Origin of the sequence: Pseudomonas sp. PI1 (assembly GCF_000812405.1) — a bacterium.
Classification (GTDB): Bacteria; Pseudomonadota; Gammaproteobacteria; order Pseudomonadales; family Pseudomonadaceae; genus Pseudomonas; species Pseudomonas citronellolis.
In genome coordinates, this window is sequence record NZ_JWMC01000098.1 from 22,902 (window position 1) to 46,167 (window position 23,266).

Here is a 23,266-nt window from a genome sequence, read left to right on the forward strand (position 1 = left end):
CTTTTCGCGAACGGGGCGCCTAGGCGCCCCGTCGCGTTTGTGCGGCGCTCCCCGCCCCTGACCACAAGCCTGCGCCATGCCCGACTCCCGCTACACCGGACGCTTCGCCCCCACCCCCAGCGGCTACCTGCATTTCGGCTCGCTGGTCGCCGCCGTCGCCTCCTACCTCGACGCCCGCGCCGTTGGCGGGCGCTGGCTGGTGCGCATGGAAGACCTCGACCCGCCACGGGAAATGCCCGGCGCCCAGGCCGCCATCCTGCAGACGCTGGAGCGCTACGGCTTCGAGTGGGACGGCCCGGTCGAACGCCAGAGCGAACGCGGCGAAGCCTACGCGGCGGTGGTCGAGCAGTGGCTGCGCAGCGGCCTGGCCTATGCCTGCACCTGCTCGCGCAAGCAGCTCGAAGGCACGGGCGGCATCTACCCCGGCACCTGCCGCAACGCCGGCCACGACTGGCATGGCGAGGTGGCCATCCGCATCCGCGTGCCGGAACTGGAATACGCCTTCGTCGACCGCATCCAGGGCGAGTTCCGCCAGCATCTGGGCCGCGAAGTGGGCGACTTCGTCATCCGCCGCCGCGACGGCCTCTATGCCTACCAGTTGGCAGTGGTGCTGGACGACGCCTGGCAGGGCATGACCGACATCGTCCGCGGCGCCGACCTGCTGGACAACACCCCGCGCCAGCTGTACCTGCAGGAGCTGCTCGGGATAGCCCACCCGCGTTACCTGCACGTGCCGCTGATCGTCCAGCCCGACGGCCACAAGCTGGGCAAGTCCTACCGCTCGCCGCCACTGGCCGCCGAGCAGGCCGCCCCGCTGCTGCTGCGCGCGCTGAAGGCCCTGGGCCAGGCCGCGCCGACGGAACTGGCCGGCGCCACCCCGGCCGAGGTGCTGGCCTGGGGCGTGGCGCACTGGGACGCCGCGCGCATCCCCAGCGTACTGACGCTGGAAGACGCCCGGCTCTAGAGGCGTGCATCCTGTCTCGCCAGCAAGAACAACCTGCGTACAGCCCAACCACTCGGCAAAAAAGGGCTGTAGGGCGCATAACCGTTCGCGGTTATCCGCCGTCGGCCCGAGCACCGATGCCCGGGACGATGGCAGATAACACCTTTTCCACCAAGCGGGCGCGATGCCAGGCGGGACTCTTGCCGATTACTCCATGGATGCGAGTCGACCCGCCGGTTGGGCGCATTGGAGGGAGCCGCCTCATCGCCATAGGATTTTTCATTCAGCCTGACAGCCAGATATGCCTGGCGATTTCAGAGTTCGCACCTGAAATACCGCGACGCCGAGCCTCGTAGCCAGCGATACGCTTCCAACCCTCGTACAGGGTAAAGAGGTGACCAAATGCGCTATGGGATCTGGAAGCTGGTCAAGCGCTGGGATATCCGGAAAGAAGATCTCGACCATATCGAGTCGCCTTTCTTCGCTGCCAACTTCATCCGCGGCGAACTTGAGGACCGCAGAAACGGTTTCAGTTGCCGCTACGATCTCACGCAACTGTTGGACGATAGCCATGGCTCACGGGAGAGAGCAGTGAGGCGGGTCGAGCAAGGCGACTGGCTCCTGATCAGCCGCAACGCCTTCTCGCCACTCTCGGCGAGCGAAAGGCAGCGATACCACATCAGCCCCCGGAGCATGGGCTACCTGTTCGACCCACCCGCCCCCACGGCCAGCATTCCCTACCCTCTGCCCCGCAGCAAGCCGGGGCCACCGCCGCAACCGCTGTCGCCGGAACTGATCGCCGTGGCCGGCAGCCAGCACGACGACCGCAGCGGCAACAAGATGATGTTCATCGGTCAGGCGGTGCGCGAACTGGCGGAATTCCAACGCAACAAGCCCCGGCTAAGCCGTACCCTGGTGGTGTTCACCGCGGGCTACAGCGCTGAAATGCTGGCGTCGGCCAGGGAATCCGCCGAACTCTACCGGGCCGACTTCGTGACGGTGCAAGGCATCGAGGAACTGTTCCGCTACCTGAACCAGGGCAAGGACCGCAAGCAGTCGCCCATCGAACACCTAGCCCTGTTCAGCCATGGCGTGCCGCAACGCATCGCCTTCGGCCATGAACTGGCCGATGAGTCCAGCATGGACTTGAGCGTCCTCAACTACCGCAAGCTTTCTCCCGCCGCCTTCGCTGACGACGCACGGCTGGACAGCCACGCCTGCCGCACCGGCATGGGCAACCAACCGGACCTGCCCATCGAAGAGGCGGTCCAGTTCTACCCGCAAACCAATGAAAGCCTCGCCCAACTTCTGGCGAACCACCTGCGAGTCAGAGTGAGAGCCTACATCAGAAGATCGGATTACAAGAACACTTGGGGTTCATTCGAGGAGCGCCGATTGGGAGAACTCTGCGGTGTTACCGATGGCAATGCTCCATCAGAAGTTTGGTGTAAAGAGTGGAAGTCCCTATTCGATGAGCGTAAAGCACTGGACAATCGACTCGATTACACTTATCAAATCTCAGGCGCTATAAACCCTGTCATTTCAGGAACTACTCCTTACGGGGTGCCTGGAGGTCACATTGAGTTTCGCCACCAATAAGTCTTCAACTATAGCCATGATTTTTGCCCTCACCGGGCTCGCAACCTGGGCATATTTCGAGTACAGAGCCATGACCAGTATATTCAAGAAAGACCTCGGGAACGGCGTTGTTATTTACGCCGACAACTACGTAGAGAGCGGGGAGTGGATCTTCGACTGCAAGTACCAACGACTTATCAGCCGAATTCCTGTACCTCTACCCTTTGATCATTTGAAGAATGATACACCTCTAAAACCCATTTCAGCTTTTCCACTCTCCACCTCCGATAGAGCCGAGGCGAAAGAATTAATCCGGAAGCTCATCAGAGAATCGGGATGGTATCACGACCTACACTATCTTTTCTCCTCATTGAACGACTCTAGTCAACTCACCCAACATTCATTTCAAATGCTCACTGCTCATGGTGGCCGTACCTGGGTCGTTCATCTAATCCAAGGATTAGAAAACGAAGAGTGGTCGCGCTTTTACATAGCCGCCACCCCTTACGACCCTGAAACCTTCGTTGACTATGAGAAAGCTATGCAGCAGGCCAAAGCCAGTTGCCCCACACCCCAATAACCGCACGAATAAAAAAGTATTTTCGGCAAGGCCGATAACACCTTTTCCCACTAACCGGGAGCGACGCCTGTGGTATTCACCGCGGGTTACAGCGCTGACATGCTGGCGTCGGCCAGGGAGTCCGCCGAACTCTACCGGGCCAACTTTGTGACAGTGCAAGGCATCGAGGAAGTGTTCCGCTACCTGAACCAGGGCAAGGACCGCAAGCAGTCGCCCATCGAGCACCTCGCCCTGTTCAGCCATGGCGTGCCGCAACGCATCGCCTTCGGCCATGAACTGGCCGATGAGTCCAGCATGGACTTGAGCGTCCTCAACTACCGCAAGCTTTCTCCCGCCGCCTTCGCTGACGATGCACGGCTGGACAGCCATGCCTGCCGGACCGGCATGGGCAACCAACCGGACCTGCCCATCGAAGAGGCGGTCCAGTTCTACCCGCAAACCAGGGAAAGCCTGGCTCAACTTCTGGCGAACCATCTGCGAGTCAGGGTGAGAGCCTACATCAGAAGATCGGATTACAAGAATACCTGGGGTTCATTCGAGGAGCGTCGATTGGGGGAACTCTGCGGTGTTACCGATGGCAATGCTCCATCAGAAATTTGGTGTAAAAAGTGGAAGGATTTGACCGAAGAACGATCAGAATCCAACTCTCTGAAAAAATATACCTACCAAATCACCGGTGCAACAAGCCCTGTCATTTCAGGAACCACTCCCTATGGAGTGCCTGGAGGTCACTTTGAGTTTCACCCTCAATAAGAATTTAGCGATTATCTCAGGCTTTCTTATTGCACTAACAACCTGGACATATCTCGAGCATCAAGCCATGACTAGCAAATTCAATCAAGATATGGGAAATGGCGTAGTCATCTATGCCGACAAATATGTAGAGAGTGGGGACTGGGTCTTCGACTGCAACTATTCACGTCTCATTAGCCGAAGCCCGCTACCTCCCCCGCTTGATCATCTGAAACAAGAAGCACGACCAAAACCTACCTCGGCATACTCACTATCCCCCTCTGATCGAGCCACTGCGAACGAGATTATTCAGAAACTTACCAAGGAATCGAACTGGCATTCAAATTTGCGCTACGTATTCTCCACAGTTAGCGAGAACAGCAAGCTTAGTCAGCATTTGTTTAATACCACCACCGAACATGAAAACCGCACCTGGGTTATCTATCTGTTTCAGGCAATCGAAAATGAAGAGTGGTCGCGTTTCTATATAGCCGCCGCCCCTTACGCCCCTGAAACCTTCATTGATTATGAGAAAGCCATGCAGCAGGCCAGAGCCAGTTGTCCCACTCCCCAATAGCTGCGCTAATAAAAAAGTATCGTCGGCAGGGCCGATAACACCTTTTCCCACCAACCGGGAGCGACACCAGTGGTGTTCACCGCGGGCTACAGCGCTGAAATGCTGGCGTCGGCCAAGGAATCCGCCGAACTCTACCGGGCCGACTTCGTGACGGTGCAAGGCATCGAGGAACTGTTCCGCTACCTGAACCAGGGCAAGGACCGCAAGCAGTCGCCCATCGAACACCTCGCCCTGTTCAGCCATGGCGTGCCGCAACGCATCGCCTTCGGCAATGAACTGGCCGATGAGTCCAGCATGGACTTGAACGTCCTCAACTACCGCAAGCTTTCTCCCGCCGCCTTCGCCGACGACGCACGGCTGGACAGCCATGCCTGCCGCACCGGCATGGGCAACCAACCGGACCTGCCCATCGAAGAGGCGGTCCAGTTCTACCCGCAAACCAGGGAAAGCCTGGCTCAACTTCTGGCGAACCATCTGCGAGTCAAGGTCAGGGCTTATATAAGACGCTCCGATTACCGGAATACCTGGGGTTCATTCGAGGAGCGCCGATTGGCTGATCTTTGTGGTCTTTCAGATAACCAGGCATCGTCTATTGCATGGTGCAGGAGCTGGCGAGAGCTGGATAAAGAACGGCGCAAGAACTCTTCTGAAAACAAGTATACCTATCAAACCAGTGGCGCCATGAATCCAGTGATATCTGGAACCACCCCTTACGGAGCCCCAAGAGGTCAACTTGAATTTATCCCGCAGTAGTATATTTGCATTAACTCTTATCTTATCAACGGCCGTCCTCTGGGCATACATTGAGTACAAAGCCATGAATAGTAAATTTAATCAGGACATGGGAAACGGCATCATCATCTATGGAGACCACTATATTGACTCAGGAGACTGGCTATTCAATTGCGAGCTCGGAAGCCTCGTTAGCCGCATACCCTTACCCGTGCCAGCAGACCAACTGAAAAATACAAGTTCGTTCGAAACCGAGACCACGATCCATGTTAGAGAAAAACAAAAAAACACTGCCAAACTGGTAATACAGTACATTACCAAAAAACCGGAATGGTACATGGGACTACATTACAGAAACTCCATACTCAGCGAGTCCAGCAAATTACTATTCCACACATTCCAATTAATCACGGACTATGAGGGAGAAGCCTGGGAAATATACCTCTTCCAAGATCTAGCCCCAAGAAGTCACTCCCAATTCTCCATTGGCGCCAAGCCTCACGACCCGGCAACCTTTATCGATCATGAGAAAGCCATACAGCAGGCCAGAGCCAGCTGTCCCACTCCCCAATAGCTGCGCTGGCCTTACAGGACCTGAGCGCTGTGAAATGGTGAAATGCGGCGGATCGAGCAGAGCTGTCGGGAAGAACCAGACAATTGCTCCGTGTCGAGAAAGCATGGCATTGGCGACCGGCGACCGCTAAGAGTACTTACAAGAAAAGGATGCAGGCGAGTGACGAGATGGTTTAAAGATTCGAACAAAATACTCCTGGCCTGGGGAGCGATGGACGCTTTTCACCTCACTCGATACAGCCTGAAAGCCTGGCAAGCCGGGAACATCCCTTATCTCACCGACCTCATGAATACCCTTGCTTTAAGCTCCGAGCTCGGCCTGCCCTTGCTGATGATGGCCGCCGCATCATGGGGCCTGCAATTTTCCATAATCTTGACCGCCATATTGTTTCTTTGCGGCTACCGCCCGGCTCGTTACCTCGGTCTTGCGCAGATTCCGTTCCGACTTCTGTTCATCTACCCGTCGATAACGCCAATCTTGATGGCGGGAAGCTACTGGGCACAAAATCCACTCCCTTTGGTTCTGCTGCTACTGGCATCCGAGGCCCTGAAAGGCTGGACGCTTTGGAAACATGCTTGATCCGCGAAAAACTCCCAATGCTCATGCCCGCAGCGGTCACCGGTTCTCCTGTATGGGGTATCGTGCCCATCGAGGTCATGTTGTTTACGACGCGGCGATAACAGCCAAGGAAATGGCAGAAACGCTGGCGGCAATCTCCAGCGAGCAGGCTGGAAATGCGCACGGGCCGGGAAGCAAGCTCCCGCATCGCGCCCAATGCGCGCAAAGCCATTAACGTCAAGCGCAAGAGATCGTCTTGCGCACCAGGTGCCCCGCTGGAAGACGCCCGGCTCTAAGATGATGGGAGGGGTCATGCGCCCCGGCTTGCAGGCGCCCATCGGCTGCCTGTAGCCTGCCGTCCGCACAACGAGAGGCATGACATGTACATCTACCGACTGGTGCTGCTCCTGGTCGTGGGCATCTACCTGTTCTCGCCCGCCATCATGGACTGGTGGATCGACCCCAACGGCGCCTGGTATCGCCCTTACCTGCTGTGGCTGATTCTCATAGTCGTGACCTTCATCCTGCAGAGCCAGCGCGATGCTGACGAGCTTTAGCCTCACCCAGCTGATCCTGATCAGCGCCGCCTACCTCACCACCCTGTTCGGTGTCGCCTGGATCACCGAGCGCGGCTACGTGCCGCGCCGCCTGGTGCGCCATCCGCTGGTGTACACCCTGTCGCTGGGCGTCTATGCCAGCGCCTGGGCCTTCTATGGCACCGTCGGCCTGGCCTACCAGTACGGCTATGGCTTCCTGGCCATCTACCTGGGGGTGTCCGGGGCCTTCCTGCTGGCCCCGGTGCTGCTCTACCCGATCCTGCGCATCACCCGCGCCTACCAGTTGTCGTCGCTGGCCGACCTGTTCGCCTTCCGCTTCCGCAGCACCTGGGCCGGCGCGCTGACCACGCTGTTCATGCTGATCGGCGTGCTGCCCATGCTGGCCCTGCAGATCGAGGCGGTGACCAACTCCATCAGCCTGCTGACCCGCGGCGCCGACGCCCACAGCGCGGCGCTGGCGTTCTGCGCGCTGATCACCCTGTTCGCCATCCTCTTCGGCGCCCGCCACATCGCCACCCGCGAGCGCCACGAAGGGCTGGTGATGGCCATCGCCTTCGAGTCGCTGGTCAAGCTGATCGCCCTGGGCTCCATCGGCCTGTTCGCCCTCTACGGCGTGTTCGGCGGCCCCGACGGCCTGGAGGTGTGGCTGCTGCAGAACCAGGAGGCCCTGAGCACCCTGCACACGCCGCTGGCCGAAGGCCCCTGGCGCACCCTGCTGCTGGTGTTCTTCGCCTCGGCCATCGTGATGCCGCACATGTATCACATGACCTTCACCGAGAACCTCAACCCGCGCGCCCTGCTCAGCGCCAGCTGGGGCCTGCCGCTGTTCCTGCTGCCGATGAGCCTGGCGGTGCCGCCGATCCTCTGGGCCGGCCTGCACCTGGGCGCCTCGACCAACCCGGAATACTTCACCCTCGGCCTGGGCATGGCGGTGGACAGCCCGGCCCTGGCGCTGGCCGCCTTCATCGGCGGCATCTCGGCGGCCAGCGGGCTGATCATCGTGATGACCCTGGCGCTGTCGGGCATGGTCCTCAACCACCTGGTGCTGCCGCTGTACCAGCCCCCGGCCGAGGGCAACATCTACCGCTGGCTGAAATGGACGCGGCGGGCGCTGATCGCCACCATCATCCTGCTCGGCTACGGCTTCTACCTGCTGCTGGGCTCGGAGCAGGAACTGTCGAACCTGGGCATCGTCTCCTTCGTCGCCACCCTGCAGTTCCTCCCCGGCGCGCTCTCGGTGCTCTACTGGCCCGCGGCCAACCGCCGCGGCTTCATCACCGGCCTGGTGGCGGGCATGCTGGTGTGGGGCGCCACCATGCTGGTGCCGCTGATGGGCAACGTGCAGACCCTGCACATCCCGCTGTTCGACTCGCTGTACGTGCTCGACGAGGCCAGCTGGCACCTGGCCGCCCTCGCCTCGCTGGCGGCCAACGTGCTGGTGTTCACCCTGGTGTCGCTGTTCAGCGAGCCCAGCGACGAGGAAAAGGGCGCTGCCGAAGCCTGCGCGGTGGACAACGTGCGCCGCCCGCAGCGCCGCGAACTGCTCGCCGTCTCGCCCCAGGAATTCGCCAGCCAGTTGGCCAAGCCGCTGGGCGCCAAGACCGCGCAGAAGGAAGTGGAGCAGGCCCTGCGCGACCTGCACCTGCCCTTCGACGAGCGCCGCCCCTACGCCCTGCGCCGCCTGCGCGACCGCATCGAGGCCAACCTCTCCGGGCTGATGGGCCCAAGCGTGGCCCAGGACATGGTCGAGACCTTCCTGCCCTACAAGGCCAACAGCGAAAGCTACGTCACCGAAGACATCCACTTCATCGAGAGCCGCCTGGAGGACTACCACTCGCGGCTCACCGGCCTGGCCGCGGAACTGGACGCCCTGCGCCGCTACCACCGCCAGACCTTGCAGGACCTGCCGATGGGCGTGTGCTCGCTGGCCAAGGACCAGGAAGTGCTGATGTGGAACCGCGCCATCGAGGAACTCACCGGGGTGCCCGCGCAGCGCGTGGTCGGCTCGCGCCTGTCGGCCCTGCCGGATCCCTGGAAGGGCCTGCTGGAAGGCTTCATCGAGGCCCCCGACCAGCACCTGCACAAGCAGCGCCTGGCCATCGACGGCCAGACGCGCTGGCTGAACCTGCACAAGGCGGCCATCGAGGAACCCCTGGCGCCGGGCAACAGCGGCCTGGTGCTGCTGGTCGAGGACCTCACCGAAACGCAGTCCCTGGAAGACAAGCTGATCCACTCCGAGCGCCTGGCCTCCATCGGCCGCCTGGCCGCCGGCGTGGCCCACGAGATCGGCAACCCCATCACCGGCATCGCTTGCCTGGCGCAGAACCTGCGCGAGGAACGCGAGGGCGACGGCGAGCTGACCGAGATCAGCGCGCAGATCCTCGAACAGACCAAGCGCGTCTCGCGCATCGTCCAGTCGCTGATGAGCTTCGCCCACGCCGGCGGCAAGCAGGTGGCCGCCGAGCCGGTGTGCCTGGCCGACGTCACCCAGGAAGCCATCAGTTTGCTATCGTTGAACCGACGCAGCGTCGAAGTGCAGTTCTTCAACCTGTGCGACCCGGACCACTGGGTGGAGGGCGATGCCCAGCGCCTGGCCCAGGTACTCATCAACCTGCTGTCCAACGCCCGCGACGCCTCCCCGCCCGGCGGCGCCATACGGGTACGCAGCGAAGCCTCGGAGAACACCGTCGACCTCATCGTCGAAGACGAAGGCAGCGGCATTCCCAAGTCCATCATCGACCGCCTGTTCGAGCCCTTCTTCACCACCAAGGACCCCGGCAAGGGGACCGGCCTGGGCCTCGCACTGGTCTATTCGATCGTGGAAGAGCATTATGGGCAGATCACCATCGACAGCCCGGCCGATCCGGAACGCGAATGCGGCACCCGCATCCGCGTGACCTTGCCGCGGCATCCTGGCCCGACGGCCGAGCAGTAGACGAGCACGTCGAGAGAGCTGAATACATGGCACATATCCTCATCGTCGAAGACGAAACCATCATCCGTTCCGCCCTGCGACGGTTGCTCGAGCGCAACCAGTACCAGGTCAGCGAGGCCGGCTCGGTCCAGGAGGCCCAGGAGCGCTACAGCATTCCGTCCTTCGACATGATCGTCAGCGACCTGCGCCTGCCCGGCGCCCCCGGCACCGAACTGATCAAGCTGGCCCAGGGCACCCCGGTGCTGATCATGACCAGCTACGCCAGCCTGCGCTCGGCCGTGGACTCGATGAAGATGGGCGCGGTGGACTACATCGCCAAGCCCTTCGACCACGACGAGATGCTCCAGGCCGTGGCGCGCATCCTCAAGGACCGCCAGGAAGGCCGTGGCGCCAGCGCCGAAGCGCGGGGTAACACCCGCGCGGCGGGCGAGCGCGGTAACGGTAACGCCGCCCCGGCCGAGGGCGAGATCGGCATCATCGGCTCCTGTCCGCCGATGCTCGAGCTGTATTCGAAGATCCGCAAGGTCGCCCCCACCGACTCCAATGTCCTGATCCAGGGCGAGTCGGGCACCGGCAAGGAACTGGTGGCGCGCGCCCTGCACAACCTCTCCAAGCGCACCAAGGCGCCGCTGATCTCGGTGAACTGCGCGGCCATCCCGGAAACCCTGATCGAATCCGAACTGTTCGGCCACGAGAAGGGCGCCTTCACCGGCGCCAGCGCCGGCCGCGCCGGCCTGGTGGAAGCCGCGGACGGCGGCACCCTGTTCCTCGACGAGATCGGCGAACTGCCGCTGGAAGCCCAGGCCCGCCTGCTGCGCGTGCTGCAGGAAGGCGAGATCCGCCGTGTCGGCTCGGTGCAGTCGCAGAAGGTCGACGTGCGCCTGATCGCCGCCACCCACCGCGACCTGAAGATGCTGGCCAAGACCGGGCAGTTCCGCGAAGACCTCTATTACCGCCTGCACGTCATCTCGCTGAAGCTGCCGCCGCTGCGCGAGCGCGGCAGCGACGTGATGGAGATCGCCCGCGCCTTCCTGGCGCGCCAGTGCTCGCAGATGGGGCGCGCCCCGCTGAGTTTCTCCCACGAGGCCGAACAGGCCATCCGCCATTACCCGTGGCCGGGTAACGTGCGCGAGCTGGAGAATGCCATCGAGCGCGCGGTGATCCTCAGCGAAGGCCAGGAAATCCCCGCCGACCTGCTGGGCATCGACATCGAGCTGGACGATCTGGAGGACGACTTCGTCGACGAGACGGAGGTGCGCAACGCCGTGGCAGCCAACAACCACGAGCCCACCGAGGACCTGTCGCTGGAGGACTACTTCCAGCATTTCGTCCTCGAGCACCAGGACCACATGACCGAGACCGAGCTGGCCCGCAAGTTGGGTATCAGCCGCAAATGCCTGTGGGAACGACGCCAGCGCCTGGGCATCCCGCGGCGCAAGTCGGGGGCCTCGGCCGACTCCTGAGGTGCGCACAGCTGTTACCGCGGACATCCCGCGTAACAAAAGCCGGGTTCATCGGTAACGATAACCCGGCTTTTTTGTGCCTACCCGAAACCCCTTCCTACAGCTAAACCCTTGAAAAATAAGGATTCTAAAAAGTTGGCACGGCATCTGCTTTGTTATTGGCACAACAACAATAACAAGCACGAAACCACAGAACAAAAACAACACGTAACGACTCCAGCACAACAAAAACAAAATCGCGGAGGCGCAGCTAACTGATTCTTTTGGAGGAGAGTAGCTGGCGGGAGAAATCCCGCAACCGATCGAAGAACAATAAAACTGCCTCGAGGCAGCGGCGAAATCGGTTGGATCGAAAGATCACTGCTCACTCAGCGACCAAAGCAATCCGTTTGCTCTTGTCGATCCCGAATGGGAATGCCTCGAAGCGGCTAGCCTCGAGGACGGGTCTACAAACAAAAACAACAAGCCCGGCATCATAACAAGAACAAAGCACGCACCTACTTGGGGGGGAGCTTCGGCTCCCCCAGTAGCTTTCCCCGCTCTCCCCTGCTTCCCTCTCCTTCCTTCGTTCCCCATCTCCTGCGCCCCGATGCTAGAATCCGAACCCGTTCGGATATACAACGCATCAGAATTACCGCCGATTGTTTCCGCTGGCCATGCTTTTCAAGCATGATGGGCTGCCTGCCGACTGCGACCACCGGCCAGGGCACGCTGCGTTGCGCGACGCAATCCACCCCAACCTGTTAATAGTGCCTCCATGCTGAAAAAGCTGATCTCCTCCCTTCGCTCTCCCTTGCGCCGCAAGCGCGCAATCCGCACCACTCCGGAAATCGTCGGCAGCAACCAGCATCCGCTGCGTCGCGAGCAGTTCAGCCGGCATGCGGTGAGCGTGGTGGACCGGCTGCAGAAGGCGGGATACCAGGCCTACATCGTCGGCGGCGGCGTCCGCGACCAGTTGCTGGGCATCGCCCCCAAGGACTTCGACGTGGCCACCAGCGCCACCCCCGAGCAGGTGCGCGCCGAATTCCGCAACGCGCGGGTGATCGGCCGACGCTTCAAGCTGGTGCACGTGCACTTCGGCCGCGAGATCATCGAGGTGGCCACCTTCCGTGCCCACCACCCGCAGGAAGAAGGCGAAGGCGACAGTAACCAGGCGTCGCGCAACGAGGCCGGGCGCATCCTGCGCGACAACGTCTACGGCACCCTGGAAGACGACGCCCAGCGCCGCGACTTCACCATCAACGCCCTGTACTTCGACTGCAGCGACGAGCGCATCCTCGACTACGCCCACGGCGTGCACGACATCCGCAACCGCCTGGTGCGCCTGATCGGCGACCCCGAGCAGCGCTACCTCGAAGACCCGGTGCGCATGCTGCGCGCGGTGCGCTTCGCCGCCAAGCTGGACTTCGAGATCGAGAAGCACAGCGCCGCGCCGATCCGCAAGCTGGCGCCGCTGCTGCGCGAGATTCCCTCGGCACGGCTGTTCGACGAAGTGCTCAAGCTGTTCCTCAGCGGCCGCGGCGAGCGCACCTTCGAGCTGCTGCTCGAATACGAGCTGTTCGCCCCGCTGTTCCCGGCCAGCGCCAAGGCCCTGGCCCGCGACCCGGAGTACACCGGCAAGCTGATCCGCCAGGCCCTGGCCAACACCGATCTGCGCATCCACCAGGGCAAGCCGGTCACTCCCGCCTTCCTCTTCGCCGCCCTGCTCTGGCCGGCCCTGCCGGCGCGCGTGGCGCAGCTGCAGGAGCGCGGCATGCCGCCGATCCCGGCGATGCAGGAAGCCGCCCACGAACTGATCAGCGAGCAGTGCCAGCGCACCGCCGTGCCCAAGCGCTTCACCATCCCGATCCGCGAGATCTGGGACATGCAGGAACGCCTGCCGCGACGCCAGGGCAAGCGCGCCGATCTGTTGCTGGAGAACCCGCGCTTCCGCGCCGGCTACGACTTCCTGCTGCTGCGCGAGAGCGCCGGCGAGGAAACCGGCGGCCTCGGCGACTGGTGGACCGACTACCAGGACGCCAGCGACGGCGAACGCCGCGGCATGATCCGCAACCTGGCGGCCAGCCCGGACGATGGCGGCGCTGCCCCGCGCAAGCGTCGCCGCGGCGGTGCTAGCCGTCGCCGCCGAGGCCCGCGCAGCGAGGGGGCCGGCAACGAGTGAGCGAGCGCGTCTATCTCGGCCTGGGCAGCAACCTTGCCGATCCCCTGGGCCAACTGCGCGCCGCCATCGAAGCTCTGCGGGCCATCCCGCAAACCACGCTGGCCGCGGTTTCGCCCTTCTACATCAGCGACCCGCTGGGCCCGCCGGACCAGCCGCGCTACGTCAACGCCGTGGCCGCGCTGGACACCGAGCTTGCCCCCCTGGCCCTGCTCGACGCCCTGCAGGCCATCGAGCTGGAACAGGGCCGCGTGCGCAAGGACGAACGCTGGGGCCCGCGCACCCTCGACCTGGATATCCTGCTGTTCGGCGAGCGCCAGCTCGACGAGCCGCGCCTGACCGTGCCGCACTACCACATGCACGCCCGCGCCTTCGTCCTCTACCCCCTGGCGGACCTGGCGCCGCAGCTGCGCCTGCCCGACGGCCGCAGCCTGTCGGAACTGCTGGCGGATTGCCCATTCGCCGGTCTCGAACGGCTATCCTGATCGTCACCCCAGTTGGCGGTAACGCCGTAACAGTCCGGTAACACCTGCGATTGACTTCGCTCCGCCCCATCCGGACTATAGGTGCCCCGCGCCGGCGCCAGCCGGCCCAACGAGGACCGTTTTCATGCCTGATGTCACCCTGACCACCCTGCAAGGCCTGAAGCAAAGCGGCGAGAAGATCGCGATGCTCACAGCCTACGATGCCACCTTCGCCCAGGCGGCCAGCGCCGCGGGCGCGGAGATGCTGCTGATCGGCGACTCCCTCGGCATGGTGCTGCAAGGCCACGACAGCACGCTGCCGGTCACGGTCGAGGAAATGGCCTACCACACCGCCTGCGTGAAGCGCGGCAACCAGGGCGCGATGATCGTCACCGACCTGCCCTTCGCCTCCGGCACCTCGCTGCAACGCCTGCTGGACGACGCGGTCAAGGTCATGCAGGCCGGCGCCCACATGGTCAAGCTCGAAGGCGGCGCCTGGCTGGCCGAGCCCATCGTGCGCCTGGCGCAGATGGGCGTGCCGGTGTGCGCGCACCTGGGCCTGACTCCGCAATCGGTCAACCTGTTCGGCGGCTTCAAGGTCCAAGGTCGCCAGGAAGCCCAGGCCCGCCAGCTGCGCGCCGACGCCATCGCCCTGGAGCAGGCCGGCGTCGCCATGCTGCTGCTGGAGTGCGTGCCCAGCGCCCTGGGCCAGGAGATCAGCGAAGCGGTGAAGATCCCGGTGATCGGCATCGGCGCCGGCCCCGGCACCGACGGCCAGGTGCTGGTGATGCACGACATGCTCGGCCTGTCGCTGTCCGGCCGCGCGCCCAAGTTCGTGAAGAACTTCATGGAAGGCCAGGACAGCATCCAGGGCGCCTTCGCCGCCTACGTCAAGGCCGTGAAAGACGGCTCCTTCCCTGGCCCCGAACACGGATTCTCCGCATGAACACAGTCAAGACCGTCCGCGAACTGCGCGCCGCGGTCGCCCGCGCGCGCGGCGAAGGCAAGCGCATCGCCCTGGTGCCGACCATGGGCAACCTGCACGCCGGCCACGCCGCCCTGGTGGCCAAGGCCGGCCAGCGCGCCGACTTCGTGGTCGCCAGCATCTTCGTCAACCCGCTGCAGTTCGGCCCCAGCGAAGACCTGGACAAGTACCCGCGCACCCTCGCCGCCGACCAGGCCAGGCTGCTGGAAGCCGGCTGCCACCTGCTGTTCGCCCCGGGCGTGGAAGAGATGTACCCCGACGGCATGCAAGGCCAGACCAAGGTCAGCGTGCCCGGCATTTCCGAGGGGCTGTGCGGCGGCAGCCGCCCGGGCCACTTCGACGGCGTCGCCACCGTGGTCTGCAAGCTGCTGAACATGGTGCAGCCGGACATGGCGCTGTTCGGCGAGAAGGACTTCCAGCAACTGGCGGTGATCCGCAAGCTGGTGCGCGACCTGAACATCCCCGTGCAGATCTTCGGCGAACCCACCGTGCGCGCCGAGGACGGCCTGGCGCTGTCCTCGCGCAATGGCTACCTGAACGAGGACGAGCGCGCCCGCGCGCCGGTCATCCAGCGCACCCTGCGGCAGCTCGCCGAGGCCCTGCGCGGCGGCTCGCGCGACTTTCCGGCGCTGCTCGAAGAGGGCCGCCGGCAGATCGAGGCCGCCGGCCTGCGGGTGGACTACCTGGAAATCCGCGAGGCCCTGAGCCTGCGCCCTGCCGACGCCGGCGACAGGCAGGTGGTGGTCCTGGCCGCCGCCTTCCTCGGCAAGACCCGCCTGATCGACAACCTGCCGCTGCAGCTCGACTGACCCGCCGTTACCCGCCCAGGCCGCGCCGCACGCGGCTTGAGGCCAGGTAACAGGTTGGGCATACTCTGCCGCCGTCCGCGCCAAGCCCCACAACAACAGGAGCGCCCGCCATGCACAGCATCATGCTCAAGGCCAAGCTGCACCGCGCCGAAGTCACCCACGCCGTCCTCGACTACGAAGGCTCCTGCGCCATCGATGGCGAGTGGCTGGACCTCGCCGGTATCCGCGAGTACGAACAGATCCAGATCTACAACGTCGACAACGGCGAGCGCTTCACCACCTACGCCATCCGCGGCGAGGAAGGCTCGCGGATGATTTCGGTCAACGGCGCCGCCGCGCACAAGGCCAAGGTGGGTGACCGGGTGATCATCTGCGCTTATGCTCAGTACAGCGACGCCGAGCTCGCCAACTACCAGCCGCGCATGCTCTACATGGCCCCGGGCAACCAGCTCAGCCACACCAGCAACGCCATCCCGGTGCAGCTCGCCTGAACCGTCAAAGCCCGGAACCCCCGGGCTTTTTCACGCTCCAACGCACGTCACACCCCCGAAGGTACCGCATGGAACACCACCTCACCCCGCTGGATGCCACTCGCCTGCCGAGCTGGCAGGCACTGGCCGAGCACCGCAAGGATCTGCAGGACTTCAGCATGCGCCAGGCATTCGCCGGCGATCCGAAGCGTTTCGAGCGTTTCTCCCTGAGCGCCTGCGGCCTGTTCCTCGACTTCTCGAAGAACCTGATCCGCGAGGACACCCTCGGCCTGCTGGTCAAGCTGGCGGAAGAAGCCCAGCTGGGCGAGGCCATCCAGTCCATGTTCCGCGGCGAGGTGATCAACGCCTCCGAGCGCCGTCCGGTGCTGCACACCGCGCTGCGCCGGCCGATCGGCGACAAGGTGCTGGTGGACGGCGTCGACGTGATGCCGGAAGTGCACCGCGTGCTGCACCAGATGACCGAGCTGGTCGCCTACGTGCACAACGGCCTGTGGCGCGGCTACACCGAGAAGCCCATCACCGACGTGGTGAACATCGGCATCGGCGGCTCCTTCCTCGGCCCGCAGCTGGTCTCCGAGGCCCTGCTGCCCTTCGCCCAGAAAGGCGTGCGCTGCCACTACCTGGCCAATATCGACGGCAGCGAGTTCCGCGAGCTGACCAGCAAGCTGAACGCCGAGACCACCCTGTTCATCGTCTCCTCCAAGTCCTTCGGCACCCTGGAGACGCTGAAGAACGCCCAGGCCGCGCGCGCCTGGTACCTGGCCCAGGGCGGCAACGAAGCCGAGCTGTACCGTCACTTCATCGCGGTTTCCAGCAACAAGGAAGCGGCGGTGGCCTTCGGCATCCGCGAAGAGAACGTGTTCCCCATGTGGGACTGGGTCGGCGGGCGCTACTCGCTGTGGTCGGCCATCGGCCTGCCGATCGCCATGTCGGTGGGCATCAACAACTTCAAGGAACTGCTGTCCGGCGCCTACAGCATGGACCAGCACTTCCAGAGCGCGCCCTTCGCCCGCAACATCCCGGTGCTGCTGGGCCTGCTCGGCGTCTGGTACGGCGATTTCTGGGGCGCGCGCAGCCACGCCATCCTGCCCTACGACTACTACCTGCGGAACATCACCGACCACCTGCAGCAGCTGGACATGGAGTCCAACGGCAAGAGTGTGCGCCAGGACGGCACCCCGGTCAGCGCCGGCACCGGCCCGGTGATCTGGGGCGGCGTCGGCTGCAACGGCCAGCACGCCTATCACCAGCTGCTGCACCAGGGCACCCAGCTGATCCCGGCGGACTTCATCGTCCCGGTCTCCAGCTACAACCCGCTGGCCGACCACCACCAGTGGCTGTACGCCAACTGCCTGTCGCAGAGCCAGGCGCTGATGCAGGGCAAGACCCGCGCCGAAGCCGAGGCCGAGCTGCGCGCCAAGGGCCTGGACGAAGCCGAGGTGCAGCGCCTGGCACCGCACAAGGTGATCCCCGGCAACCGCCCGAGCAACACCCTGGTGCTGGAACGCATCAGCGCCCGCCGCCTGGGCGCGCTGATCGCCATGTACGAGCACAAGGTCTACGTGCAGAGCATTCTCTGGGGCATCAACGCCTTCGACCAGTGGGGCGTGGAACTGGGCAAGGAGCTGGGCAAGGCCGTCTACGGGCGCCTGGTCGGCAGCGAGGAAAGCCCGGCCGAGGACGCCTCCACCCAGGGCCTGATCGACTTCTTCCGCGGCCGCCACCGCGGCTGATTCCCTGCCTTGGCAAAAAGCGCCGTTTCCTCCATGGGGGAAGCGGCGTTTTCATTTCCGGTACGGCATACGCCGCCCCACCATTCCCCTGTAGGAGCGCGCCCTGCGCGCGAAATCGCGGGCAGGGCCCGCTCCTACAATTCGCCGGAAGGCATGGTGTTCCCGTAGGGCGCATAACCGTCCGCGGTTATGCGCCGATACACCGGGGCCACAGCCAGCGCCCAGGTCAACCCCGGAGCCGCCGGGGATCAAGGCCAAACGGCGGATAACGCCGTGGGCGTTATCCGCCCTACGCCTCCCCGACCGAACTGCCGGCCATCCCTCCAAGGCTTGAACCGGGCCGCGCATTGGCCCAGTCTTGAACCAGACGCCTTAGCAAAACATCACAACAACAAGGATATCGTCATGTTCGAAATCACCGCTCACCCGGTGCCGGACGCCGTTCGCCAGCGTGCCTACCTCGACGAGGAGGGCTACCGGCGCCTCTACCGCCAATCCATCGAACAACCGGACGTGTTCTGGGGCGAACAGGCCAAGGCCCTGCTCGACTGGTTCAAGCCCTGGCACTCCGTGCACCACGGCGACCTGGCCCGCGGCCAGGCCAGCTGGTTCAAGGGCGGCCAGCTCAACGTCGCCTACAACTGCATCGACCGCCACCTGGAACAGCGCGGCGAACAGGTCGCCATCATCTGGGAAGGCGACAACCCCGCCGAGTCCGCCCACATCACCTACCGCAAGCTGCACAGCCATGTCTGCCGCCTGGCCAACGTGCTCAAGAGCCGCGGCGTGGAGAAGGGCGACCGGGTGTGCATCTACATGCCGATGATCCCCGAGGCGGCCTACGCCATGCTCGCTTGCGCGCGCATCGGCGCCATCCACTCGGTGGTGTTCGGCGGCTTCTCGCCGGACTCCCTGCGCGACCGCATCCTCGACGCCGACTGCCACACCGTGATCACCGCCGACGAAGGCGTGCGCGGCGGCAAGTACATCCCGCTCAAGCAGAACGTGGAAAAGGCCCTGCAGGACTGCCCGAACGTCTCCACCGTGGTGGTGGTGCAGCGCACCCAGGGCAAGGTGCCCTGGGTCGAGGGCCGCGACCTCTGGTACCACGAAGCCCTGCACGGCGTCAGCGAGGACTGCCCGCCGGAGCCCATGGACGCCGAGGACCCGCTGTTCATCCTCTACACCTCCGGCTCCACCGGCAAACCCAAGGGCGTGCTGCACACCACCGGCGGCTACCTGCTGGGCGCGGCCATGACGCACAAGTACGTGTTCGACTACCACGAGGGTGACATCTACTGGTGCACCGCCGACGTCGGCTGGGTCACCGGGCACAGCTACATCGTCTACGGCCCGCTGGCCAACGGCGCCACCACCCTGATGTTCGAGGGCGTGCCCAGCTACCCGGACGCCTCGCGCTTCTGGCAGGTGATCGACAAGCACCAGGTGAACATCTTCTACACCGCGCCCACCGCCATCCGCGCCCTGATGCGCGAAGGCGAGGAACCGGTGAAGAAGACCTCGCGCGCCAGCCTGCGCCTGCTCGGCTCGGTGGGCGAACCGATCAACCCCGAGGCCTGGGAGTGGTACTACCACGTGGTCGGCGAGACGCGCTGCCCGATCGTCGACACCTGGTGGCAGACCGAGACCGGCAGCATCCTCATCACCCCGCTGCCCGGCGCCACCTCGCTCAAGCCCGGCTCGGCGACCCTGCCGTTCTTCGGCGTGCAGCCGGTGCTGCTGGACGAGCACGGCAAGGAGATCGACGGCCCCGGCGCCGGCGTGCTGGCGATCAAGGCCAGCTGGCCGAGCCAGATCCGCAGCATCTACGGCGACCACCAGCGCATGGTCGACACCTACTTCAAGCCCTATCCCGGCTACTACTTCACCGGCGACGGCGCGCGCCGCGACGAGGACGGCTACTACTGGATCACCGGGCGCGTCGACGACGTGATCAACGTCTCCGGCCACCGCATCGGCACCGCCGAGGTGGAAAGCGCCCTGGTGCTGCACGACGGCATCGCCGAGGCCGCGGTGGTGGGCTACCCCCACGACCTCAAGGGCCAGGGCATCTACGCCTTCGTCACGCCGATGAACGGCGTCGAGCCCAGCGAAGAGCTGAAGCAGGAACTGCTGGCGGTGGTCAGCAAGGAGATCGGCAGCTTCGCCAAGCCGGAAGTGCTGCAGTGGGCGCCGGGCCTGCCGAAGACGCGCTCGGGCAAGATCATGCGGCGCATCCTGCGCAAGATCGCCTGCAACGAACTGGACAACCTCGGCGACACCTCGACCCTCGCCGACCCCGGCGTGGTCCAGGGGCTGATCGACAACCGCATCAACAGGTGAAGGGCGGCTGCAAGCTGCAAGACAGAGCGCCTGCGGTTAAGCTAACCGTATGCACCACTTGTAGCTTGACGCTTGAGGCTTGCAGCTCGTCGACATGGAAACCGTTCGCCGTCATATCGAAAGCCAGGTCCTGAGCCTGACCGGACTCGCCCTCGGGGGCGTCGATTTCGAATCCCCCAAGGGCGACCCGGGCCTGTTCGGCCCCGACTCGGCCTGCTGGAAAGTCCATGGCGACTTCAGCTCCATGCTCATCGGCGGCATCAGCGCCCTGCTCCTGCAGATGCTCCATCCCGCCGCCCTGGGCGGCGTCTGGGACCACTCCAACTTCCGCGCCGACATGCTCGGCCGCCTGCGCCGCACCGGCCAGTTCATCTCCACCACCACCTACGGCTCGGTGGCCGACGCCGAGAAGCTGATCGCCCGGGTGCGGCGCATCCACGACAACGTCAGCGGCACCCTGCCCGACGGCACGCCCTATGCGGCCAGCGATCCGGACCTGCTGACCTGGGTGCACGTCGCCGAGGTCAGCTGCTTCCTCAAGTCGCACCTGCGCTACCTGAACCCCGAGCTGCCCGGCAGCGAGCAGGATCGCTACTACGACGAGATCGCCCTGGTCGCCGAACGCCTGGGCGCCCGCGACGTGCCGCGCTCGCGCCTGGAGGTGGCCGAGTACCTGGAACGCATGCGCCCCCAGCTCCACTACAACGAGCGCACCCGCGACGTGGTCGAGGTGCTGCTCGACGCCCCGGCGCCCAGCTCCCTGGCCAGGCCCTTCAGCGCCCTGATGATGCGCGCCGGCATCGACCTGCTGCCGGACTGGGCCGCCGACATGCTCGGCTTCTCCCTGCGCCCGCTGCAACGCCAACTGATCCGCACCAGCGTGAAGCGCAGCGTGCCACTGCTGCGCTGGGCGGTACGCAACGGCTCGCTGCACCGCGCGCGCCGGCGCATGGGCCTGCCGCCGCTGCGCTGACCGGCCGATCCCGCGCCTGACTCAGCGGTTCGGAGAGTGGTCGGCCATGCCCGCCTGTGCAACCATGCCCGCTCGTTCGCCGCGGCCCGCGCCGCCCCATGCTGAGGATTCGTGTCATGCAAGATGTCGTCATAGTCGCTGCCACCCGCACCGCCATCGGCAGCTTCCAGGGTTCCCTATCGGCCCTGCCGGCCCATGAACTGGGCGCCGCGGTGATCCGCCGCCTGCTCGAGCAGACCGGCGTCGCCGCGGAGGCGGTCGACGAAATCATCCTCGGCCAGACCCTCACCGCCGGCGCCGGGCAGAACCCCGCGCGCCAGGCCGCCATCGCCGCCGGCCTGCCGAACAGCGTACCGGCGATGACCGTCAACAAGGTCTGCGGCTCGGGCCTCAAGGCCCTGCACCTGGCCGCCCAGGCCATCCGCTGCGGCGATGCCGAAGTGATCGTCGCCGGCGGCCAGGAAAGCATGAGCCTGTCGCCCTACGTGCTGCCCAAGGCCCGCACCGGCCTGCGCATGGGTCACGCGCAACTGCTCGACAGCATGATCGTCGACGGCCTGTGGGACGCCTTCAACGACTACCACATGGGCATCACCGCCGAGAACCTGGTGGACAAGTACGGCATCAGCCGCGAGGAGCAGGACGCCTTCGCCGCCGAGTCCCAGCGCAAGGCCGCCGAAGCCATCGCCGCCGGGCGCTTCGAGGCGGAGATCACCCCCATCGAGATTCCCCAGCGCAAGGGCGAGCCGCTGCGCTTCGCCACCGACGAACAGGTCCGCGCCGGCACCAGCGCCGAGTCCCTGGCCAAGCTCAAGCCGGCCTTCAAGAAAGACGGCAGCGTCACCGCCGGCAACGCCTCCAGCCTCAACGACGGCGCCGCCGCGGTGCTGCTGATGAGCGCCGCCAAGGCCGCCGAACTGGGCCTGCCGGTGCTGGCGCGCATCGCCGCCTACGCCAATGCCGGCGTCGACCCGGCGATCATGGGCATCGGCCCGGTGTCCGCCACCCGCCGCTGCCTGGACAAGGCCGGCTGGCAGCTGGCCGAGCTGGACCTGATCGAGGCCAACGAAGCCTTCGCCGCGCAGTCCCTGGCAGTGGGCAAGGAACTGGGCTGGGACGCCGCCAAGGTCAACGTCAACGGCGGCGCCATCGCCCTCGGCCACCCCATCGGCGCCTCCGGCTGCCGCGTGCTGGTCACCCTGCTGCACGAAATGCTCCGCCGCGACGCGAAGAAGGGCCTCGCCACCCTCTGCATCGGCGGCGGCCAGGGCGTCGCGCTGGCCCTGCAACGCTGAGCCTCGCCGGGCGCGGCCGCAAGGTCGCGCCAACTGGGCTATCTTCATTGGGCGGATCGCGCCTTAAAGGATTGCCCATGAACAAACGCGTCATCGTGGTGGAGGATCACCCGGCCATGCGCCTGGCGATTCGCTCGCTGCTCGCCCAGGACCCCCAGTTCGAAATCGTCGGCGAGGCCGACGACGGCAACGCCGGGCTCAACCTGGTGCGCCAGCACAAGCCCGACCTGGTCATCCTCGACCTCAACCTGCCGGGCATGGACGGCATGGACCTGCTGGCGCGGGTGCACATCTTCGACGAGAACATCCGCCTGCTGGTGCTCAGCTCCCAGGACGAGCGGCTCTACGCCAGCCGCGTGGAAGCCGCCGGCGGGCACGGCTTCGTCAGCAAGAACAAGGACACCACGGCCATCCTCAACGCCGCGCGCATGCTGGTCGCCGGCTACCGCTGCTTCCCCGAGCGCCCCCTGGGCGCGCCCGGGCAGCCCGGCGACGACCCGGTGGCGGCGCTCACCCCGCGCGAGCTGGTGGTGCTGCGCAGCCTGGTGCGCGGCCAGAGCAACAAGCAGATCGCCGAGGAGCTGTTCCTCAGCCAGAAGACCGTCAGCACCTACAAGACGCGCATCCTCGAGAAACTGCAGCTGAACAGCCTGGTGGACCTGGTGGAGTTCGCCCGCCAGCACAACCTGCAGGCCTGAGCGCCGCGGCCGCGCAGCCACGGCTCAAGACTTGGAACTTTGCACGCGTGCCATACTCCGAGGTACGCCACGACGGAAAATGACTCCC

21 protein-coding genes are annotated in these 23,266 nt (G+C 64.7%); all 21 read left to right on the forward strand.

Annotated elements, in window-relative coordinates; translation table 11 throughout:
* Nucleotides 1-76 precede the first annotated feature (76 nt).
* The 21 genes from gluQRS (at nucleotide 77) to RN02_RS28370 (ending at nucleotide 23,178) form a co-directional block, all read left to right on the forward strand.
* Complete coding sequence (gene gluQRS / locus RN02_RS28285; RefSeq protein WP_043318541.1) at nucleotides 77-964, forward strand: tRNA glutamyl-Q(34) synthetase GluQRS; 888 nt, start codon at nucleotides 77-79, stop codon at nucleotides 962-964.
* Nucleotides 965-1,345: 381 nt separating this feature from the next.
* Entirely contained in the window at nucleotides 1,346-2,542 is a 1,197-nt protein-coding gene (locus RN02_RS28290) for a hypothetical protein (protein WP_052267914.1), read from the forward strand.
* Complete coding sequence (locus RN02_RS33550; RefSeq protein ID WP_152623827.1) at nucleotides 2,523-3,101, forward strand: hypothetical protein; 579 nt, start codon at nucleotides 2,523-2,525, stop codon at nucleotides 3,099-3,101. Before RN02_RS28290 ends, RN02_RS33550 begins: the two co-directional genes overlap by 20 nt.
* A 69-nt stretch (nucleotides 3,102-3,170) precedes the next feature.
* On the forward strand, nucleotides 3,171-3,854 hold the full coding sequence (locus RN02_RS28295) for a hypothetical protein (RefSeq protein WP_052267916.1): 684 nt from the start codon (nucleotides 3,171-3,173) through the stop codon (nucleotides 3,852-3,854).
* Nucleotides 3,835-4,410: a hypothetical protein gene (locus RN02_RS33555; RefSeq protein ID WP_152623828.1), complete on the forward strand. Its 576-nt coding sequence runs from the start codon at nucleotides 3,835-3,837 to the stop codon at nucleotides 4,408-4,410. The genes RN02_RS28295 and RN02_RS33555 overlap by 20 nt, the downstream gene beginning before the upstream one ends.
* Before the next feature lie 69 nt (nucleotides 4,411-4,479).
* Nucleotides 4,480-5,163, forward strand: coding sequence for a hypothetical protein (locus RN02_RS28300; protein ID WP_052267917.1), 684 nt, complete (start codon nucleotides 4,480-4,482; stop codon nucleotides 5,161-5,163).
* Entirely contained in the window at nucleotides 5,144-5,716 is a 573-nt protein-coding gene (locus tag RN02_RS33560) for a hypothetical protein (RefSeq protein WP_152623829.1), read from the forward strand. Before RN02_RS28300 ends, RN02_RS33560 begins: the two co-directional genes overlap by 20 nt.
* 159 nt (nucleotides 5,717-5,875) lie before the next feature.
* Nucleotides 5,876-6,295 (forward strand): hypothetical protein, encoded by a 420-nt coding sequence (locus RN02_RS28305; RefSeq protein ID WP_152623830.1) that lies wholly within the window; start codon nucleotides 5,876-5,878, stop codon nucleotides 6,293-6,295.
* Nucleotides 6,296-6,654: 359 nt separating this feature from the next.
* Complete coding sequence (locus tag RN02_RS33565) at nucleotides 6,655-6,831, forward strand: hypothetical protein (RefSeq protein WP_003095129.1); 177 nt, start codon at nucleotides 6,655-6,657, stop codon at nucleotides 6,829-6,831.
* On the forward strand, nucleotides 6,815-9,766 hold the full coding sequence (locus RN02_RS28315) for a sensor histidine kinase (protein ID WP_043318549.1): 2,952 nt from the start codon (nucleotides 6,815-6,817) through the stop codon (nucleotides 9,764-9,766). Before RN02_RS33565 ends, RN02_RS28315 begins: the two co-directional genes overlap by 17 nt.
* A 26-nt stretch (nucleotides 9,767-9,792) precedes the next feature.
* Complete coding sequence (locus RN02_RS28320) at nucleotides 9,793-11,229, forward strand: sigma-54-dependent transcriptional regulator (protein WP_043269039.1); 1,437 nt, start codon at nucleotides 9,793-9,795, stop codon at nucleotides 11,227-11,229.
* Between the two features lie 757 nt (nucleotides 11,230-11,986).
* Nucleotides 11,987-13,390: a polynucleotide adenylyltransferase PcnB gene (locus tag RN02_RS28325; protein WP_009613011.1), complete on the forward strand. Its 1,404-nt coding sequence runs from the start codon at nucleotides 11,987-11,989 to the stop codon at nucleotides 13,388-13,390.
* A complete protein-coding gene (gene folK / locus RN02_RS28330; RefSeq protein ID WP_043269035.1) occupies nucleotides 13,387-13,872 on the forward strand; it encodes a 2-amino-4-hydroxy-6-hydroxymethyldihydropteridine diphosphokinase in 486 nt (161 codons plus the stop codon). The genes RN02_RS28325 and folK overlap by 4 nt, the downstream gene beginning before the upstream one ends.
* A gap of 124 nt (nucleotides 13,873-13,996) precedes the next feature.
* Nucleotides 13,997-14,797, forward strand: a complete 801-nt coding sequence (panB, locus tag RN02_RS28335) for a 3-methyl-2-oxobutanoate hydroxymethyltransferase (RefSeq protein WP_043318551.1) — start codon at nucleotides 13,997-13,999, stop codon at nucleotides 14,795-14,797.
* A complete protein-coding gene (panC, locus tag RN02_RS28340; protein ID WP_043318553.1) occupies nucleotides 14,794-15,645 on the forward strand; it encodes a pantoate--beta-alanine ligase in 852 nt (283 codons plus the stop codon). The genes panB and panC overlap by 4 nt, the downstream gene beginning before the upstream one ends.
* Before the next feature lie 110 nt (nucleotides 15,646-15,755).
* Nucleotides 15,756-16,136 (forward strand): aspartate 1-decarboxylase, encoded by a 381-nt coding sequence (panD, locus tag RN02_RS28345; RefSeq protein ID WP_009613020.1) that lies wholly within the window; start codon nucleotides 15,756-15,758, stop codon nucleotides 16,134-16,136.
* Nucleotides 16,137-16,204: 68 nt separating this feature from the next.
* A complete protein-coding gene (gene pgi / locus RN02_RS28350; RefSeq protein WP_009613022.1) occupies nucleotides 16,205-17,869 on the forward strand; it encodes a glucose-6-phosphate isomerase in 1,665 nt (554 codons plus the stop codon).
* Nucleotides 17,870-18,274: 405 nt separating this feature from the next.
* Entirely contained in the window at nucleotides 18,275-20,212 is a 1,938-nt protein-coding gene (gene acs, locus RN02_RS28355; RefSeq protein ID WP_043318555.1) for an acetate--CoA ligase, read from the forward strand.
* A gap of 94 nt (nucleotides 20,213-20,306) precedes the next feature.
* Nucleotides 20,307-21,185, forward strand: coding sequence for an oxygenase MpaB family protein (locus RN02_RS28360; RefSeq protein WP_043318557.1), 879 nt, complete (start codon nucleotides 20,307-20,309; stop codon nucleotides 21,183-21,185).
* A gap of 116 nt (nucleotides 21,186-21,301) precedes the next feature.
* A complete protein-coding gene (locus tag RN02_RS28365; protein ID WP_043318559.1) occupies nucleotides 21,302-22,480 on the forward strand; it encodes an acetyl-CoA C-acetyltransferase in 1,179 nt (392 codons plus the stop codon).
* Between the two features lie 77 nt (nucleotides 22,481-22,557).
* Nucleotides 22,558-23,178: a response regulator transcription factor gene (locus RN02_RS28370; protein ID WP_009613026.1), complete on the forward strand. Its 621-nt coding sequence runs from the start codon at nucleotides 22,558-22,560 to the stop codon at nucleotides 23,176-23,178.
* Nucleotides 23,179-23,266 lie beyond the last annotated feature (88 nt).

Excerpts from the sequence above, each read along its gene's own strand:
- gluQRS (WP_043318541.1), top strand. The coding sequence starts at position 77 with ATGCCCGACTCCCGCTACACCGGACGCTTCGCCCCCACCCCCAGCGGC.
- RN02_RS28290 (WP_052267914.1), top strand. The coding sequence starts at position 1,346 with ATGCGCTATGGGATCTGGAAGCTGGTCAAGCGCTGGGATATCCGGAAA.
- RN02_RS33565 (WP_003095129.1), top strand. The coding sequence starts at position 6,655 with ATGTACATCTACCGACTGGTGCTGCTCCTGGTCGTGGGCATCTACCTG.
- RN02_RS28315 (WP_043318549.1), top strand. The coding sequence starts at position 6,815 with ATGCTGACGAGCTTTAGCCTCACCCAGCTGATCCTGATCAGCGCCGCC.
- RN02_RS28320 (WP_043269039.1), top strand. The coding sequence starts at position 9,793 with ATGGCACATATCCTCATCGTCGAAGACGAAACCATCATCCGTTCCGCC.
- RN02_RS28325 (WP_009613011.1), top strand. The coding sequence starts at position 11,987 with ATGCTGAAAAAGCTGATCTCCTCCCTTCGCTCTCCCTTGCGCCGCAAG.
- panB (WP_043318551.1), top strand. The coding sequence starts at position 13,997 with ATGCCTGATGTCACCCTGACCACCCTGCAAGGCCTGAAGCAAAGCGGC.
- panC (WP_043318553.1), top strand. The coding sequence starts at position 14,794 with ATGAACACAGTCAAGACCGTCCGCGAACTGCGCGCCGCGGTCGCCCGC.
- panD (WP_009613020.1), top strand. The coding sequence starts at position 15,756 with ATGCACAGCATCATGCTCAAGGCCAAGCTGCACCGCGCCGAAGTCACC.
- pgi (WP_009613022.1), top strand. The coding sequence starts at position 16,205 with ATGGAACACCACCTCACCCCGCTGGATGCCACTCGCCTGCCGAGCTGG.
- acs (WP_043318555.1), top strand. The coding sequence starts at position 18,275 with ATGTTCGAAATCACCGCTCACCCGGTGCCGGACGCCGTTCGCCAGCGT.
- RN02_RS28360 (WP_043318557.1), top strand. The coding sequence starts at position 20,307 with ATGGAAACCGTTCGCCGTCATATCGAAAGCCAGGTCCTGAGCCTGACC.
- RN02_RS28365 (WP_043318559.1), top strand. The coding sequence starts at position 21,302 with ATGCAAGATGTCGTCATAGTCGCTGCCACCCGCACCGCCATCGGCAGC.
- RN02_RS28370 (WP_009613026.1), top strand. The coding sequence starts at position 22,558 with ATGAACAAACGCGTCATCGTGGTGGAGGATCACCCGGCCATGCGCCTG.